This window comes from Pedobacter sp. PF22-3 (assembly GCF_026239555.1).
Taxonomy (GTDB): Bacteria; Bacteroidota; Bacteroidia; order Sphingobacteriales; family Sphingobacteriaceae; genus Pedobacter.
In genome coordinates this window covers 40,060-57,761 of sequence record NZ_JAPIVP010000014.1, presented here as the reverse complement: position 1 = coordinate 57,761, position 17,702 = coordinate 40,060, and the positions used below count along the sequence as shown (strand labels likewise).

Genomic DNA, 17,702 nt, shown 5'->3' with positions numbered 1-17,702 from the left:
GTTATTTCTTCAGGATTATTTTAAAATAACTGCCAGCTGCTGGATTACTGCCTGCACTAATTTCTCCATCCATTAAGCTGGTAAAGGTTCTGGAGAGCAATAAACCTAAGCCAGTTCCTTTTTCTTTATTTGTACCCAAAGTGCTCACTCCAACACCTGAATAACCCTGCTTATTAAAGTGCTCAATCTGTGCAGATGTTAAACCGATGCCCGTATCAGAAATTTTAATTTCAAGCATATTTTCAATTGAAATTGCTCCAGTGGTAATCGTACCACCATCGGGTGTAAATTTAATGGCATTGCTGACGATATTTCGAATAACCAGCATAAACATATTCGAATCTGCCTTGCAAAATGTTTTGGCTGGCACTAAATTTTGAATAGTCAGACTTTTTTCATCGGCGTGATGCTGCAGAGAAAGAATAACTTCATTAATCAGTTCACAAATATCCAAGGATTGTAAATATGGGTTAAAACCCTGCATCTGGCTGGCTGCCCAATTCAGGAGGTTCTCCATCATTGTGGAGGTATAGGTAAGGTTATTTTTTAGCGAAACCGCATACCGCTTTAACTTCTCTTGCTCAATATTACCACCTTCAAGCAATTGCATAAAGGAAATTAACGAATTTACCGGGGTACGCATATCATGACTGACTACGCTAAAAATGCGGTCTTTAACCTTACTTAACTGCTCTAACTCTCGTTTTTGGTTATTGATGATTATATTCAGCCGCTTTGTTTTCCGCTGATTGTAAAATATAACAAGGGCAATAATCAGAATCAGTATGGTAGCAATGGTAAGGAATAATTTAACACGACTATCAAATTTAATCTGTTGTACCTGCTTACTGATTTGCTTATCCTTTACGCCGCTGGCTAGCTGAGCTTCAAACTTGGCTTTTGCAAATTTATTATCCTGAGCCAAGCGCTGGATATCGAGGTCAGCTTTTGCTTTTTGAAAAGTTAACAGATCCAATACTTTTTCCTTATCACTCAAGACTAACTGTTGTCTTTTAAGCTCAAGTTCCTGCTGCTGTCTTTTTAACTCGCCCGCTGTAAGTTTTTGTTTCAATAAATAATCGCGTTCTTTAATGCCAAAATCGAGCTGCATTTGCCTTCTGGTAATTTCCTTTTCCTTTTCCTCATCAAAAATTTTATCTCTAACCGCAATATACTGTCTGTAATAAGCTAACGATTTGTTATAATCTTTTAGTTTTTCATATACAGCACTCAGGCCCAAGGTAGATTGTTTTTCTATATCCAGCAGTTTATTGTCTTCTGCAATTTTCAAACTGGTATTGAGTAATGTAATGGCATTTTCAAAATCATTTTCTTTTTGGTAAAAATTACCCAAAGCATATAAACTTGCAGCATAGGCTTCTCTATCATCTCCAGATTTATTTAACTCGACCGATTTTTGATATGATTTTAACGCGATATCCTTTTGTCCTGTTGAACTGTATAAGTCGGCAAGATCTCTTTTAATCGTAGCGATTAAACCTAAATCTCCAATAGCCTCTGATACCTTTAAAGATTTGTTGTAATAGGTTAATGCCAGTTTTATTTTTTGGCTGGGCAGTACATTCATCTCCATCAATTCACGATCCGAAGCCTCAAAGTAATTGCTTCCGATTAAGCCATAAACAACTGCTGCCCCTCTTGTATTTTCGCCATCTTTGGTAAATATTTTTAGCGCCATGTGCATGTAAACCAATGCCTGACTTTGATTGCCCAAACGCTGATAAATAGTAGAAATATTGGTATAGCAACTTGCCAGATCAACTTCATTACCCATTTTTTCATAAATAGCTATCGCTTTCTGATTTACTTCCAGCGATTTAACATAATCAGGAATGCTGCTATATAAAGCACCTAGATTAAGGTAAGTACCAGCCACCATATCCAAATTCCCTACCGAAGCATACTCAGTTACTGCATATTGATAATTTTCTTCCGCTTTTTGATATTCAGACCTTCCATGGTACATTAAGCCTCTACGGTAATAAGCAAATGCAGAAAATTTTTTGAGATTTTTTTCATGAGAAAGCTGAATGGTTTTGTCCACGTACTCATTCGCCTTTTCAACGTTTTTCATTCTCATGTATTGGCGGTAAACCTCCGTCAATATTTTGATTTTAGTGGAATCTGATTTTAGATTCTTTTGATTTAAATTTAATAGGCTATCAAGTTTTTTCTGTGGTGCGCTTACCTGGCTAAAGCCAAATGTGCTTAGAAATAAAAAAAAAAGAAACAGCACGCCTTTTTTAAAAGAACATACTTTACTAACTAACTGTATATTTACAAGATATCGCATTATTTCAGATCAACTAATTATTTGCTTTATCTTAAAATACCACGAAAGATCTTGAAAATTACAGTGTTTTAGAACGGGAATTAAACAAAACATACTGAAATAACAAAATAGAGTTTGGTCTTTAAAAGTAAATAAAAAAATGATCAATAGTAACCATTTTTTTACATCTCATCAAAACCTCAAATAAGAAACTGATGATAAACCTTTTATACTATTCCAATCGTTAAATTTTATGCCTCTGCTACCATTTAATTAAAAAATTGATGGGTATTTAGTTGGATTTGCATCGTGCATCATTTGGTAAATAGTTTCGATCACATCATCAACAGATGGTTTACTGAAATAATCACCGTCTGATCCGAATGGTGGCCGATGCGCTTTAGCCGTCAAAGTTTTCGGCTGACCATCTAAATGGAAATAACCTTTTTGTTCTTCCAATACCTTTTGAAGGATATATGCAGATGCTCCCCCCGGAACATCCTCATCTACCACCAATAGTTTACTGGTTTTAGCAAGCGAGTTTACACAAACCTGTGTGGTATCGAAAGGCAAGAGCGTTTGTGGATCAATAATTTCTACAGAAATACCCATTAAGCTCAGTTCTTCGGCTGCCTCCTGAACAATTCTTAAAGAAGAACCGTAAGATATAACTGTAATATCTGTTCCTTCTTCTAAAACCTCTGCTCTGCCCAACGGCACTGTAAAATCTCCAGCGTTATTTGGTAGTTTTTCTTTAAGCCTGTAACCATTTAAACACTCAATTACTATTGCCGGTTCATCAGCCCTAAAAAGGGTATTATACATACCGGCAGCTTGGGTCATATTTCTCGGCACACATAAATGCATTCCTCTTAAAGCGCCCAAAATCATGCTGATTGGTGAACCCGAATGCCAGATTCCTTCCAACCGATGACCGCGAGTGCGCACAATAACCGGTGCCTTCTGGATCCCTTTGGTACGATAAGAAAGCGATGCTAAATCGTCGCTAAGTACATTTAATGCAAAAATTAAATAATCAAGATATTGTATTTCGGCAATCGGTTTTAAACCCCTCATGGCCAATCCAATACCCTGGCCCATGATGGTCATTTCTCTGATTCCGGTATCGGTAATTCTTAATTCGCCATATTTGGCCTGCAAACCCGCAAAACCTTGGTTTACGTCTCCAATATTTCCTAGATCTTCTCCAAAAGCAACCAAACGCGGATCGCGCGCGAAGTTTTCATTAAAGCAGGCATTAAGCACTTCTCTACCGTCAACCATTTTCGACTGCTCATCATACACGGCATCAACTACTGCAATCATATCCGGACTTTCCATGCCGTTGGTATGCAGTTTAGAATTATAACGGTCATAATTAAACTTAGCTTGCTGCTTATACCAGGCTAACAGTTCATCGCGTTCTGGAGAATTAAAACCGGCAGATAAACGTATGGATTTGCGTGCAGCAGCAAAAACCTCTCTACGTTGTGCATCGGCAGTTGAAGCCAGATTAGCAGCAATTTTAGCCAGTTCGGGTTGGTGTTTAGCTATGCCTCCGATTAAATCAACCACTTGTTTTTGTTCTGGTTTAATGCTATCCAAAAACTCATTCCAGGCTTCTTTTTGTGCGTTGCGCACAAAAACCTTTGCATTTTTCTCCACCTCTGCAATTTCCTCTTCAGTTGCTACTGCAGAATCCAGCATCCAGGAGCGCATTTTCAGGATACAATCGTGCTCAGTTTCCCAAGATAAGCGGTCTTTTGATTTGTATCGTTCGTGCGAACCAGAGGTAGAATGACCCTGAGGTTGAGTAAGTTCGGTTACATGAATTAAAACAGGTACATGTTCGTCTCTACAAACATTTATTGCTTTTTCATATACCTCACATAAAGCCGGATAATCCCAACCTTTTACCTTGTATATTTCGTAACCCAATTGATCGGCATTACGCTGAAAGCCTTTTAAAACCTCAGAAATATCTTCTTTAGTAGTTTGATACTTTGCGGGAACTGAAATGCCATAATTATCATCCCAAATAGAAATGGCCATTGGTATCTGTAAAACACCAGCGGCGTTAATAGCTTCAAAAAATACCCCTTCAGAGGTTGACGCATTGCCAATGGTACCAAAAGCAACCTCATTTCCGTTTACAGAAAAGTGCTTTAAGTAATCGAGTTCTTTATTTTGCCTGAATAATTTAGAGGCGTAAGCTAGACCTACCAAACGTGCCATCTGGCCACCTGTTGGCGAAATATCTGATGAGCAGTTTTTAATCTGCGTTAAATCGTTCCAGCTACCATCTTCATTTACAGATTTTGTTGCAAAATGACAGTTCATCTGTCTTCCCCCCGAAAATGGATCAGCCCCTTCGGTAGGATTGGCATAGAGCTGTGCAAAAAATTCTTTAATAGTAGAAATCCCTGTAGCAAAGGCAAACGTCTGATCGCGGTAATAACCAGAGCGCCAATCGCCATTTTTAAAGGCTTTCGCCATGGCCAACTGCGGAACCTCTTTACCATCGCCGAAAATGCCAAATTTAGCCTTCCCTGTTAATACTTCCCTACGGCCTAAAACACTGGCCTGCCTACTTTCGAAGGCGATTTTATAGTCGTTTATAACAATAGATTTAAAATCGTTAAAACTGAGTTCGGAAGCATCAATAGTTTTGGTCATCAATTTTTCATTCGGCATAGTAATCAAAGATTGGTTGCGGCAAATATATGCAAAATTAAAAGCTTGCCTTTATCCTCCATTGTAAAATTATATATCGATTTGCAAAATATAATTGGAATAGTTTTTGTTTTACTCAGAAAACATTAAATTTGTTTTAGTAATTTTAAAAAAATAAAATATACCCACATAACATGAAAAAGATCTTAGTATTATTCGCTTTTGTTTTAGGTTTAGGGCTTGCAGTAAACGCACAAACTAAACCTGCGGAGTTTAAATTTGAATCCGAAACGCACGATTTTGGTAAAATTGTTTTAAATAAACCAGTAACTTACGACTTTAAATACACTAACATTGGTGAGGCGCCTTTAATTATCTCCAAAGCTGAGGCTAGCTGTGGATGTACGGTACCTAAATATACTTCTACTCCACTAAAAAAAGGTGAAACCGGTGTAATTTCTGTAACTTTTAACGCTGCTGCTGGTCCATCAACTTTTTCTAAAGCCGTAACCATTACTTCAAATGCTAAAACACCAATTAAAGTGCTTTACATTAAAGGTGAAACAGTTGCCGCATCTTCAAAATAATTTTTTAGACGATAATATTTAAAAAGTCCAGATTTTCATCTGGACTTTTTTATTTTTGTGCCATGCCAAAAATTTCACAAAAAGGTGTGCAGATGCCTGCATCACCAATCAGAAAGTTAACTCCATTTGCAGATCAAGCTAAAAAAGATGGTAAGAAAGTTTTCCATTTAAATATTGGTCAACCAGATATAGAAACACCAGAAGGAATGTTAAACGCCATCAAAAACATTGATTTTAATGTTTGGGCCTATACACCATCTGAAGGGACGCTTGCCTACCGTTTAAAACTGACCGAATACTACAATAAACTGGGTTACAATATTACACCAGAAAATATCCTGGTAACCGTTGGTGGCTCTGAGGCCATTACCATTGCCATGCAAACCTGTGTAAACGAAGGTGATGAAATTATTATCCCAGAACCTTTTTATGCTAACTACAATGGCTTTGCCTGCATGAGCAATGTAGTGGTAAAACCAATCCTTTCTTATATTGAAAATGGCTTTGCATTACCTCCGATCGCCGAATTCGAAAAGTTGATTACGGAAAAAACCAAAGCGATTATTATCTGTAACCCTAATAACCCTACGGGTTATTTATATTCTAAAGAAGAACTAGAGGCCTTAAAAACACTTTGTGTTAAATACGATCTATTTTTATTCTCTGATGAAGCTTATCGCGAATTCTGTTATGATGGAAGGGAATTCATTTCGCCTATGCATCTAGATGGCTTAGATGAAAATGTGGTGGTTATGGATACGGTTTCTAAACGTTATAGTGCCTGTGGTGCGCGCTTAGGCTGTTTAATTACCAAAAACAAGGACGTTATTGCATCAGGGTTAAAATTTGCGCAGGCAAGGTTAAGCCCTGGTATGGTAGAACAAATTGCTGGTGCAGCGGCTGTAGATACGCCAGATAGTTATTTTGAAAAAGTAAATACCGAATATACTTTACGTAGAGATACTTTGGTCAATCGGTTAAATAATATTGAAGGTGTTTTCTGTCCTAATCCGGGTGGTGCTTTTTATGTAGTGGCCAAATTCCCAATTGATGACGCCGATAAATTCTGTCAGTGGATTTTAGAGGACTTTAACCATAATAATCAAACGGTAATGATGGCGCCTGCTACCGGCTTCTACTCTACCCCTGGTTCTGGTAAAAATGAGGTCCGTATGGCATACGTACTAAATACCGACGATTTAAATGCAGCTATGAACTGTTTGGAAATAGCATTGAAGCAATATCCGGGAAGAGTGGACTAAAATATAATCGTTTAAACCGATTAGTTGTTGAGCAGCGCTTCAATTTCAAACAATTAATCGGTTTAAACATTTTAGTAAATGCTGGTTTACGACGGTTAACAAAACAATAAGCGAAATGCAATGGTTCTGAAATCATGACTGCATTTAATATTGAAATTAACCATAATGATCAGGCAATAATACTGACCATTATTCCTAAAGATGATTATTTTCAGATTGTTTATTTAGAAGATACTTTAGGCGTAATCAAAAAACAGGAATCTGACTGGATTTTATTGAAAGCAGAAGAAATCGATACTGAGGGCTTGGCCGCTGATCATAAACTGGCTGGAAATGGTCATCACCTTTCTTTAGGTGTGGCCGAGATCAATCAGATCTCTGGCGCAATAGAAAACCACCTACAATAACAGATGTATCACATCAAGGTTAATGCCCGCTAAATAGTGTGATAATACCATCTATTCCTCCCTTCCAATGGTTATTTAAATATACCTAGCTTTTAATATCAACGCAATACTGCTTATAACAGCCAACAATTGTTAAAATTTAGTTTCACCAAGTTAACGCTTCGTTTTACCACGTTAATTCGAGAAATTAAAATAAAAAACTTAGAATTAGGCAATCGGCTATTAAGCAAATGATATACGAACTTATCAGTTTCAGGGAGTTAATTTTGGATGTGATTAAGGCAGGTGCAACTCTTCAGTGCCCTTGCAAAGAACTACATGGCGAAATTTTAGAGGAAAGTAAACGGATAATCAGTTCCATCCTACATCATGTTATCCAAGTTGAGCCTGATAGGGCTAAGGCTTACATCAGGCAACATCAAAGAGGATTGCTGCAGTTAATGGATGAGCTAGAAGCTATGATGAATGAGGATGCGCCAAACATCAATCGAAAAAACGGAATTGGTAACATAGCAAACCTGCTCAACCAGATGGTTTTGGATCTCCAGCAGCTGTTCCCCTATTATTTTGACTATGACTGCCCCATTTCGGCGGTTAGCCAGAAAAAGCTCTTATTAAATATTACAGAAAGTTCCAGCCGGATCCTAAAACACATCGAAGAGCTACATGCAGATAATGAGACCATGACCTTATTTAAGCATATCTTCGAACATATGAATAGCAGCCCACGTCGTTTTACTTTCGAACAGGCTAGGTATCTGCATGATTTTTTAGCGTCACTTAAAATCACATTAAATAAATCATTGCTACCTTTAGATCTATCCGAAATGATACTGCTGCTCGTCTCTTTAAATTTTAATCATCCCTCTTTTTATCATTTCTGCTGTAGCCACCTCAATCACGAACTTCAGAAATGCGAAAACATTAGCGAGCAATATAGATTAATCCATTTCTTTAAAAAGCTCATTGGACAGGTTTTTAAAACTATCAGCGTACCGTACAATAGAAATTTGTCCAACATTGATGAATCTATATTAAGGTATATTGAAAGTGAAATCAGCTACCTCAGATCAATAGATACCATAGCCGAAGACCTCAGTCGTGGTGGTATTTTAGAAAGCAATTTTAAAGTATCCTTTACGGTTAGACAGCTTGCCATATTTATTAACTTACAAGTTGAAGCAGGCATTATCATAACAAACAGCCCCAAGGCGCTACACCAATACGTTACAAAACATTATAGTACCGCAGAAAAAGCAATCATATCAGAAAAAAGCTTTAAAAATGCGTACTACGGAAATGTGGAGAAAGATGTTCAAAAAGTGATTGACAAAATCGTCACCATGTTGGCTATCGCCGAGGAAAAATGCTAACCAAGAAGATTTAATAAATCTTTTCTGCGTAAAAAATCTACAAATTCAAAATACCAATGTTCTGAATAATCATCCAGCATATGTAATTGTTTTTGCTGGGTTCCAACAATATCCTGGAGGGTAAAAAAACCCATTAATTTACTTCTGAGCTTAAAATTCTCGGATAGCGGAAGTTCTGCAATAGGCAAGTTGAGGAGAAAATAATTTGGCTGGGAAGAAGTGTCCATAAAAAAGCGTGGGTTAACCCGATATCCGCTTTAGAGGCACCGCAAAATGCCCAGACACAAGATAAACAGGCACCCACGCGTAGCGTAGGCAACCATCTATTTTTTCCTGTGTCTTTTGAAGTTTTGCGGTTTTCTAAAACAGTAAAATAGCTATTGCTACAATATCAATATGTAATTATTTTTTATTTCATGGCTCAAATATAACAGATCTAAGCCTTTTATTTCCTTAAAACAAAAAAATAAAAGGGTTGCCATGGGTTGCTCCATAAGCAACTTGACAAACCTGAAAATGTTTATTTCTTTACCTGAAAAACTGGTTATGGAAAAAGAACAATACCTCTCCAAATTATCGTCCTATCAAAAACTTTCGGTCGGTTTCAAAGCCTACCTCAATTATTCGATATGGCAAACTGATTTCAGCAGAATGGAAAAAATTTCGTTCAATAGTATTGAACTTGGCCGTTTTTGTTACCTGGCCAAAGGCTTTGGAAGAATCTTTATTTATGATACTGAGAACGAGAAAGAAATTACCATCATGTTCTTTCAGTCGCAAGATATATTACCAGACCTTAAATCGATCTCTAAATATGTACAAGGGCAGCTTTTTATACAATTCTCAGAAAACACTACGCTCCTTAGCATACCAATTAAACACATCGATAATATGCACAAGCTCTTCCGCGAATCTGCCACTTTGTGTGCTGAAATAAATGCGGAAATATTGGCTAAAATAATCAATATACTAACTGGACTAAAAATCCAAAATGCTGAGCAAAGGCTAAATAAACTACTTGATTTTTTTCCGACAGTTTTTAGCCAAACCGCAGTAAAAGATGTGGCATCATACCTGGGCATTCATAGCAGTACGTTGAGTGCAATGCGAAATGGAAATAAAAAGCATACACGATAATTAAAGTTACCAGTTGATAAATTACGCCCTGATAGTCCATGCAGCTGTCATCCCTTCTCTCCAAGATTCATGTTTTTCCCATGTATATGTGACTTGATTTAGCAGGCAAAGCGCCAATTTCGAAATAGCAAAGAAAAATCAGATATGAAGAAAACGATAGCACAAGTTATTTCGGCAGCATTTATTTTGCTCTGGGTATATACAGCTGGAAGTAAGCTGACTGATTTCCAGTCTTACAAACAGGAAATGAGTCTGCAGGTTTTCAGTCCGGATTTTGCAGCTGTACTAGTATACGCAATACCATTTTTTGAAATATTATGCGCGATACTGTTATTGATCAAAAAAACCAATAAGCTGGGCTTAGCCTTATCGCTCTTACTCATGCTGGTTTTTACGGGATATATTCTACTCATTATTTTAGGTTATTTTCCAAAAACACCATGCAGTTGTGGTGGTATAATTAAGGCAATGGGCTGGAAAGCACACCTCATTTTCAATATTTTTTTTATTAGCGCCTCAATTCTCTCACTATTTATTACACTAAAGCAGGAGGTACGTGACAAAGATTAAGGTTATACGATGGACCTGGCCAAACCAAAAATAAAAAAACCACAAGCTGTATTGATGGCCAAGAAAAACAAACAGCCAGGCTAGCTGCTTAAGCCCTATTTGATAAGCAGGATATCAAACTAAAAAAAACATGTTAAAAAAAATCAATTTAGGCTTCGCAGCCCTCGTATTGGGGTTCGGCCTTATCGCAACACAAAGTGCTTTTACTACCAGATCAACTACCTTCTGGGCTTACCAGCCAAATGCAGAAAATAACTTAAGAGATTACACAAAGTACATGCATACCTCAGCGCCTTCGGCACAGTGCACTGAAGATAATGAGCCGTTACCATGTGTTATCCAGGTTCCGGAAACAGTTGTTACCCAATCAGATCTTCAAGATTTTTTTGCAGGAAAAACCGACAACGAGATTCTTGCGTTATCTGCTCAACGTACACCAGAACAATAGTCAAAAAATTAGTGGGGAAATTCTTCCCCACTAATTTTATCTTGGATTCTGCTCAATACCACTTATTGCAATCACATCTTGCGGAATTTCCAGGGCATACCTTTTATCATTGGGTTTAAGTTCATAGTTGATTCCGTTGGCTGTTCTTCTCAAGGTGATATTTGCACCCTCCAGATTAAACCGCTTTAAATCAGTCCAACGCATGCCCCTCATCACAAGTTCCTTTCTCCGCTCTTTTAAAATCACGCCTAAAATATCCAACGAATTTACTGCATAAGGAATGTAAGTACCACTTTTGAAACGTTTGATCAATAGCGTATTCAGATCATCTACCGCAGCTTGGAGATTTCCTAAACGGGCATTACATTCCGCCCGGATGAGGTATTGCTCATCAACAGTAATACCTGGAAATACACCCTGTCCTGCCCGGTAACTCCCTCTCCAGCCAAAGGTTCCGTTATTGTTATTTTTAAAATAAAGCACTTTCCTCAGGTCGTTATCGGTATATTGGGTAATAAGTTCAGGAACAATCTTTGCCCTTGAATTATTCAGAATCTGCGGGATAGAAGCAGCACATTCGTAAATAACCTCAGCATTAAACCTGGCAAAAGGAAATGTAGGCGTAGTACTGATCTGGTTATAATCCAATAACACAGCTTTAATCTTAAGACATGAATCTGCATATAAAGCTGCATTTCTATATTCTCTCATGCTTAGATATACACGGGCAAGCAAGCCAAAAGATGCCTGCCTGCCAGGGCGGAGCGGATGTACCGATAAATTTGGCAGCAAGCGCTTGGCCTCAAGAAGATCAGAAAGAACGTAATTGTAGCCCTTGGCCACCGATGATCTGACCGAAGTTTTATTAAAATCGGTAGATTCCCTTATCACAGGCCCTAAATCGCTATCTGCCGTACTGCTATTATAACCCACAGACCAAAGTTGTAACACATTGTAATACGCACGGGCGCGATTAAAATATGCCTGCCCTTTTATATTATCGTATTGGGCAGCGTTCGATAAAGTCCGCTCAATTTTCTCCAGATTCTCCAAAACCGTATTGGCGGTATAAATTAAAGTGTACAGGTATTCCCAGTCGTTGGGAAAGCTCACACTCGTAAATAAATTATCCTTTTCCCATGTGTAAAGTCTTCTATTTTGCTCATTTGATAAACTGTTCAAGTCTGCATCCGTAACAAAATAGTCGTCAGCACCAACTTCAGCGGCACCCGGATCTACAGCATTATTTAAATTTTCGTTGTTGAGCAACGCCTGCAGATCGTCCAGTCGCTCTGGTACCGCCAACTTCATATCAGATTTTTCATCCAAAAACTTTTTACAGCTAAGCAATGACATGGTCAGCACAATAGCTACTAGATATAATATTTTCATATGATTTATTTAAGATTAAAAGCTTGTCCTCAGGCCAATTGAAATTGTTTTAGGCGGAATTAGGCCATTCAAACCAATTTCATAATCAGGATCCAGGCCCTGTTTATTTGCCGCCCATATCAGGCATAAATTTGAAACGGTAGCATAAATCGTAAAACTTCTGAATACCTTTGACTGAATTTTTGGGCTATAACCCAAATTGATATACTGCAAGCGAATATGGTCGCCTTTTGTGATTAATACCTCTGACCCCCTGTAAAAATTATCTCTGGCACTAACTGTTGGGTATATTTGGGAAGGCACGTCCGTGTTGAGTTCATCTCCTGGTTGCTTCCAACGCAATCCATAATCAGTATGGCCCAAACCGGTAGTATTCAGGTTAGCATACTGGATGGAATTTCTTCTAAAAAAATAATCGAGCTTAAAGCTAAACTGAACATTAAGTTCGAGGTTGCCGTATTTAAAACCGTTGCCTAAGCCACCGAATATCCTGGGCACAGCAGAACCATAATAAACCAGATCTGAAAGCTGAGTACCTTGCCCTGTAATCAAATTATAATCCTTACTGGTATTGCCATTAACATACCCGATGGGATCGCCGTTAGCAGGATCCAAGCCGCCCCACCGATAACCAAATATCGAGTAAACCGGACTTCCAATTATTCCCGAAACTGAAGGTCCCCCTGCAATGCCCAAAAAATTGCTCCCCTGGTAATTTGACAATAAATATTTATCGATTTTATCCCTATAACCGCTTATATTAAAACTGCTTGTCCAGGTCAACCTGCCTTCGGTATTGATGGAATTAAGCTGAATCTCCCAACCGTTCCCGCTCATCTCAGCCACGTTTTTGACAATTGATTGTCCTACACCACCCGAATAATCCAAACTTGCGACACCAAACAGATCTTTTCCTTTTTTATGAAAATACTCCAGAGAACCCGACAAGCGGTCTTTTAGCGTAGAGAAATCGACGCCGAGATTTGTCATTGCGGATGTTTCCCATTTCAAAGAAGGATTTGAATAGGTATTGAATCTGGAATATGGCAGTCCGGTATTGGAAGAATTTCCTACGTAAACGATAGTTGAAATGGAGGTCATAGCGGGATCAATGTTGCCGGTAAGCCCATAAGTTGCCCTGATCTTTAGCGAACTAAACAGGTCTTTATCAAAAAAATGCTCATTTGATAGGTTCCATAATAGCCCTGCCGACCAAAGTAAGTTCCATTTATCATTTGTATTGACGCCAAAAAGATTTGAGGCATCCCTTCTACCGCTCAGCGTAATGGTATATCTGGATTTATAGGAATAAGATAGATTGGAAAAAACGGAAACGAATCTCGTGTTGGTAGCTATTATTCCGTTTCTATCTGGTATAAATGAATTGTTTCCGGTGATTAGCGAGGGATATGCGGTCGTATAGTCAACCGTCCCGGCAGAAATAATATCATCCCTGAAACCATACAACCTGGAAGATAGTCCATTAACCGACGACTCCCTTGTTTCTGCACCAATAAACCCTGCTATAACATGGGCCGGTGTATTTAAGCCATAGTTAAGCTGCCCCCGCAGATTATATACCTGTAAAGAATTGAACGAATTATCCAGAATTCCTCCCTTCGGAATTTTGTAGGTTAAAATGTTGTTTGCATACTGCGCAAAATCATTAACCAGATTACGGGCAAAATAACTTTGCTCATCACTAAGCACCGTATTTTTCCGCTCCTGATTTTCATATTGGTATTTTAACGTCACAGAAAACCCGAGTGGCAATTTTTGTATTAAAGAGGCATCAAGAATCAGGTCTCCGATCTTAGTCCGGTTGCTAACATGCTGGTAATCCGTCAATGGATAGTACTTCCAATCTCCTAAAAGGCCACCCGCCAATCCACTCAGATAAGATGCGCGCCTATCCTTTGGAATAGCAAGGGCATTGCCATCAGCATCCGCGAATTCTGCATAAGGATAAAGATTCCCTGATATGGAACTGATGCTGCCATAATCTGGTTTCCCTGTGCGCGCAGTACTATTGGTATAATAAAATCCGGTGCTAACCTCGAGACTTTTATAGGGCTTGTAAGTCATGCTCATTTTTGAATTCAATTTCCTAAAAACAGCATCTGTTACTGATCTGTTGTCATCAATGGCAACCGAAGAGTACCATTTAAATAATTCCCTCCCACCGGAGATATTTACAGAAGCCTGGTTGTTCAATCCTGCTGAATAAAAATATTGTTGGTATTGATCCCTTACATCCAGCGATTTTAACCGGTCAATCTCTGCCTGCGCGCCACTATTCGATACTGTTCCTTTTTCCTTTTTCAACAAAAGTTCCACAATCGGGCTTAAGGCCGGCTGTTGAGCATTATTGATTTGAGACTGATAAAAACCTTTTGAATAAAGAAAGATTTCATTGTCAATATAATCTGCAGAGGTGATCTGCTTTAACCTCGAAAGGTCAGGGCTTTGAACAAAACTGGTATTGATATTGGCATCGATTTTTACTTTCGAATTAAACCGTCCATTTTTCGATGTAATAACTACCACTCCGTTTCCAGCACGCGCGCCCCAGATACTTGAAGCAGCAGCATCTTTCAAAATCGTGATATTTTCCACATCGTTAGGGTTTATATTGTTGATGTCGCCCTCATAAGGAAAATTATCCAGGATAATCAATGGCGTTTTTGGCCCCTGTATAGAGCTTAATCCCCTTATCATAAGCCTTCCACCGCTATTAGTAGATCGATCAACGATCAGACCAGATGAAACCGCCTCTAATCTTGAGATAATGTTAGGCCCCACTTGTTGTGCCAATAGTTTGTTGTCTAAAGTGGTAAACGAGCCTGTAGAGCGTTCTTTTGGCAAAGTCTGGTAACCTGTATACACCTGCACATCATCCAGAAGCCTTACCGCAGGCTGTAAGTAAATAATCAGATCAGCTTTAAGGGGCAAACTTAGCTTAACTAAAGTTTTTTCATATCCCATAAGGCTTACTTCAATTAAATAGTCTCCAGTATATTTCGGGATTAAAACCTTTCCCGTGCTATCACTAAATAATGTTTTGTTAATTGTTGTAAATTTTAGGATTGCTCCTTCCAACGGTGTTTTTGTTTCTGTATTAAAAACACGTACCCCAGCTAACTTCTCTTGGGCAACTGTGTTTAATGAAAAGAGGAAAGCTGTTAAAAATAGAATGTATCTCATATTAGTTTGTTTTATCGGTTTTATTAATGACAAGCATTTCCAGCTCCTGATGATCGGCCACGAGGAATAAGCCATAGGGATTGAGAATTATATTCAATCCTGCCATATCCTTTACCGCTGAAAGCTCCAGATCAATTAAAAAATCGAGATTAGTACCATTCAAAACCGGATATTTGACAAAGCCACAATCTTGAATATCATTGATCAGGTTGGCTATGGGTTGGTTGATAAATTTTGATCCTTTATGAAAACCCAAATTAGCGGGTTGTCCACCCTTTGTTTTCAGCTGACGGGTAGCCTTTGATGGTAAATACTTTAACTTATACACTGCGGTATTGATTACTTTTACCGCAGCCGAGTATCCTGAATTTTCGTTCAGGTACTTCATCGTCAGTTTTTTTAATAAAGCAGATTTTTCCTTTGGTACCCATAAGTCTACAGTCCAAAGATCTTCTGGCTTTAAAGACGGATTATTAAATCCATCTATCTCATCAAAATCAAGTTTAAACCGCTGATCAGAAAACCACGGATATTCGCCCATTGCCAGCACAGTGTAAATCCACCGTAGCGGATGGTTAAAAATGATCATTCCAGTATTTGCCCCGTTTGAGCGAAACGTGGAGCTCGAAACACCTGGTATTCTACCTTTAATTAACAGGTTAAACGATTGCATTCCCTCGGGATTCCGGTTCATCATCAAAACCGTATTTGGGTAAATGTAATTTAAGGGGGATAAACTTAAATTTCCAGATAAGGCTGCCTTAATATTCGCTTCAGATAGTGCATCACCGTCTGTCGTATTTTTCACTATTCCCTGGTTATCGATCCAAACCAGATGTGGAATCTTGTTGTGTAGAAAGAAAGAATTTAACTCTTTATCATCTACAATTGAAGTAAAATCCCGGCCGATGGGATTTCTTTCTGAGGAATAAAAAGTGGAAACCAGTTTCTCGTTATCCGTTGTTACGCTTACAATATTTAGTTTTCCACGGAACAACTTGGAAAGCCTTTCCTGTTCCGGCATCCCTTTAATACATGGAATACAGAAGGTAGCCCAAAAATCAATAATCAATGGCTTACCCCTAAATTGCTGCATATCCTTCCGCACTACCTTACCATCTACGATAAAATTTCTGGGACTGGTCCAGAAAGCATCTGACACCCGATCACCCACTTGCAAAGCCTTTACAGGCCCCTGGGCGTATAAAAAAACAGAAAAAACAAGCATCATGCCTGTTGCAATAAATACTTTCATAAAGTTGAGTTAATTAGCCTGAATCGGATTTTAAAAAAAAGCTTTAGGCAGTTCTAAAACTGCACTAAAGCTTGCCGTACCTGCTTTGCGGATCAGGCGTACCGGCATCAGATAATGTGTTAATCCGCTTAACATTTTAAGGATAAGGATGCTACACCGAAATCATTGCTAATGGTTTTGTATTGGTTAGTTGAGCTATTAATAAGAAGAACCTGCCGGCAGGTTCTGTTATGAATGAGCCATGTTTTGCACAAACAATAAAAGCAGGTCCAACAATTTTATTTTGGTTTAGATGCTACAGCACGTAGCAGCCGAGCGTAAACCAATCAATTTGTGCTATGCACTCCGCATTGATCAGGTTTATAAAAAACAAATGGAATGTTGCTATCGTAAAAAGCACAGCCTTTATTATAATGCCCCGTTGTAAACCTGGATGATGTATAAATACCTGGAAAACAATAAACATCTCCTACCTTATCACTGTTAAGATTTTGAATAACTTTCGTATTAATAGTGCTCAGATTTTCATTTCGTTCAAAAGCGTACCACATCGCCAATGGACTGTACAACAAAGCCCAGCAAAAGAAAAATAGCGGCAAATAAGCATTGTTGAATTTCATTGTTTTGATTGATATGATTGGTTAATTGAACCGTAAAAATTAGGCTTATTGAAAGTTGATTTAAAGGATAAAAGCAGGTATGAGGCGAAAATTCAGAAATAACAATCCCATTGCAGCATAAGCCACTCATTTTTTATAAAATATTCCGTTAAAACATAAGTTTTATCAGCATATCAAATAATCTCTGCAAAGAGGAATAAGGCAGACCAGCATCATTAAAAAACCTAAATCATCATTAACCTTAAAGGCTAGCCTGCCTTATCAAAAAATTATTCTGGATTTTTGGGTTTTAGGGCATAAAGCCGATCGAATGGACAACTTAACAGAGACTGGTGTAGAAATATTTGGAAATGGCAAACAATTAAAACAGCATATTGGCGCATACTTACTTCGGTAAGTACCAACCAATTCATCCAATTTATTTTTTGCTTGCCCATAACCATATGTTATGAGTCTTGCCGGAGAGAAGAAAAGTGGGCTT

Annotated in this window: 13 protein-coding genes; 7 read left to right on the top strand and 6 right to left on the bottom strand. The window is 38.2% G+C overall.

The annotated features are described in order from the left end of the window. Position 1 precedes the first annotated feature (1 nt). Together OQX63_RS17120 and OQX63_RS17115 are read right to left on the bottom strand one after the other, a co-directional pair. A complete protein-coding gene (locus OQX63_RS17120) occupies positions 2-2,095 on the bottom strand; it encodes a tetratricopeptide repeat protein (protein ID WP_265852039.1) in 2,094 nt (697 codons plus the stop codon). A 471-nt stretch (positions 2,096-2,566) separates the two neighbouring features. Next, the gene (locus OQX63_RS17115) at positions 2,567-4,987 is read right to left on the bottom strand and encodes an alpha-ketoacid dehydrogenase subunit alpha/beta (RefSeq protein ID WP_265852038.1); all 2,421 of its coding nucleotides are present in this window, start codon (positions 4,985-4,987) and stop codon (positions 2,567-2,569) included. Between the two features lie 173 nt (positions 4,988-5,160). Here OQX63_RS17115 and OQX63_RS17110 point away from each other — a divergent pair, with 173 nt between their 5' ends. From OQX63_RS17110 to OQX63_RS17095, 4 genes are all read left to right on the top strand, one after another. Continuing rightward, positions 5,161-5,553, top strand: coding sequence for a DUF1573 domain-containing protein (locus OQX63_RS17110; RefSeq protein WP_265852037.1), 393 nt, complete (start codon positions 5,161-5,163; stop codon positions 5,551-5,553). Positions 5,554-5,615: 62 nt separating this feature from the next. Further along, positions 5,616-6,815, top strand: a complete 1,200-nt coding sequence (locus OQX63_RS17105; RefSeq protein WP_265852036.1) for a pyridoxal phosphate-dependent aminotransferase — start codon at positions 5,616-5,618, stop codon at positions 6,813-6,815. Positions 6,816-6,949: 134 nt separating this feature from the next. Further along, a complete protein-coding gene (locus tag OQX63_RS17100) occupies positions 6,950-7,222 on the top strand; it encodes a hypothetical protein (RefSeq protein ID WP_265852035.1) in 273 nt (90 codons plus the stop codon). Positions 7,223-7,494: 272 nt separating this feature from the next. Continuing rightward, a complete protein-coding gene (locus OQX63_RS17095) occupies positions 7,495-8,595 on the top strand; it encodes a hypothetical protein (RefSeq protein WP_265852034.1) in 1,101 nt (366 codons plus the stop codon). Here the strand turns inward: OQX63_RS17095 and OQX63_RS17090 are convergent. Next, the gene (locus OQX63_RS17090) at positions 8,592-8,822 is read right to left on the bottom strand and encodes a hypothetical protein (protein WP_265852033.1); all 231 of its coding nucleotides are present in this window, start codon (positions 8,820-8,822) and stop codon (positions 8,592-8,594) included. The genes OQX63_RS17095 and OQX63_RS17090 overlap by 4 nt on opposite strands. Positions 8,823-9,111: 289 nt before the next feature. Between OQX63_RS17090 and OQX63_RS17085 the strand changes: the two genes are divergently transcribed. The 3 genes from OQX63_RS17085 to OQX63_RS17075 all read left to right on the top strand — a co-directional run bounded on the left by OQX63_RS17085 (position 9,112) and on the right by OQX63_RS17075 (position 10,750). Beyond that, positions 9,112-9,732: a hypothetical protein gene (locus OQX63_RS17085; protein ID WP_265852032.1), complete on the top strand. Its 621-nt coding sequence runs from the start codon at positions 9,112-9,114 to the stop codon at positions 9,730-9,732. A gap of 144 nt (positions 9,733-9,876) precedes the next feature. Then, entirely contained in the window at positions 9,877-10,302 is a 426-nt protein-coding gene (locus OQX63_RS17080) for a MauE/DoxX family redox-associated membrane protein (RefSeq protein WP_265852031.1), read from the top strand. A 130-nt stretch (positions 10,303-10,432) separates the two neighbouring features. After that, positions 10,433-10,750, top strand: coding sequence for a hypothetical protein (locus OQX63_RS17075; protein WP_265852030.1), 318 nt, complete (start codon positions 10,433-10,435; stop codon positions 10,748-10,750). Positions 10,751-10,786: 36 nt separating this feature from the next. Here OQX63_RS17075 and OQX63_RS17070 read toward each other — a convergent pair whose 3' ends face one another. The 3 genes from OQX63_RS17070 to OQX63_RS17060 are packed head-to-tail and all read right to left on the bottom strand — an operon-like array spanning position 10,787 to position 16,601. Next, positions 10,787-12,142, bottom strand: coding sequence for a RagB/SusD family nutrient uptake outer membrane protein (locus OQX63_RS17070; RefSeq protein WP_265852029.1), 1,356 nt, complete (start codon positions 12,140-12,142; stop codon positions 10,787-10,789). Positions 12,143-12,157: 15 nt separating this feature from the next. Beyond that, a complete protein-coding gene (locus OQX63_RS17065) occupies positions 12,158-15,346 on the bottom strand; it encodes a SusC/RagA family TonB-linked outer membrane protein (protein WP_265852028.1) in 3,189 nt (1,062 codons plus the stop codon). Position 15,347: 1 nt separating this feature from the next. After that, positions 15,348-16,601: a TlpA family protein disulfide reductase gene (locus tag OQX63_RS17060; protein WP_265852027.1), complete on the bottom strand. Its 1,254-nt coding sequence runs from the start codon at positions 16,599-16,601 to the stop codon at positions 15,348-15,350. Between the last annotated feature and the right edge of the window lie 1,101 nt (positions 16,602-17,702).